The organism is Rhizobium sp. 18055 (assembly GCF_902706285.1).
In the GTDB taxonomy this organism is placed as follows: domain Bacteria; phylum Pseudomonadota; class Alphaproteobacteria; order Rhizobiales; family Rhizobiaceae; genus Rhizobium.
In genome coordinates, this window is the sequence record NZ_CACSKD010000269.1 from 1 (window position 1) to 444 (window position 444).

Annotated in this window: 1 pseudogene; it reads right to left on the bottom strand. The window is 58.8% G+C overall.

What is annotated here, in order from left to right:
* Nucleotides 1-147: 147 nt before the first annotated feature.
* Nucleotides 148-444 (bottom strand): annotated as a pseudogene (locus GVL52_RS29060) (hypothetical protein); the annotation flags it as partial.

Below are 444 nucleotides of genomic sequence, written 5' to 3' on the forward strand. Positions count from 1 at the left end.
GTACGGACAGCACGGCACCAGCGCAAAGACGGACGGGAAAGCGTTTCATGTGTGAGTCAACCATCAAATGAGAAATAAAAAAAAGGCGGGGAGACCCCGCCTTTTTTGGTTCACATTGCTGTGAAAAGTGCCGTAGCAATGCTCAGATTACTGAACGACAGGACGCGTGAAGCGGTGGGGCCACGTGATACCGTAGGTACCGGACGTGCCAGACGTAGCAGCGGGGTTCGACAGCTTGATGAACGAGGAACCCAGGACCGGCAGACCCAGGCCACGGTTCGTCACGTCCACACGGCTCCAGCCGTTCTGGAAGGAACCAGCCGCCAGGTTCTGACGGGCCACGGAAGCAGCCAGCACGGAGTTGCCTGCGTCAGCGAAGCTCAGCACGCTGGTTTCGCCGCAGAACAGGGTCTTCGTCACGGTACCAGGCGAGAACACTGCACC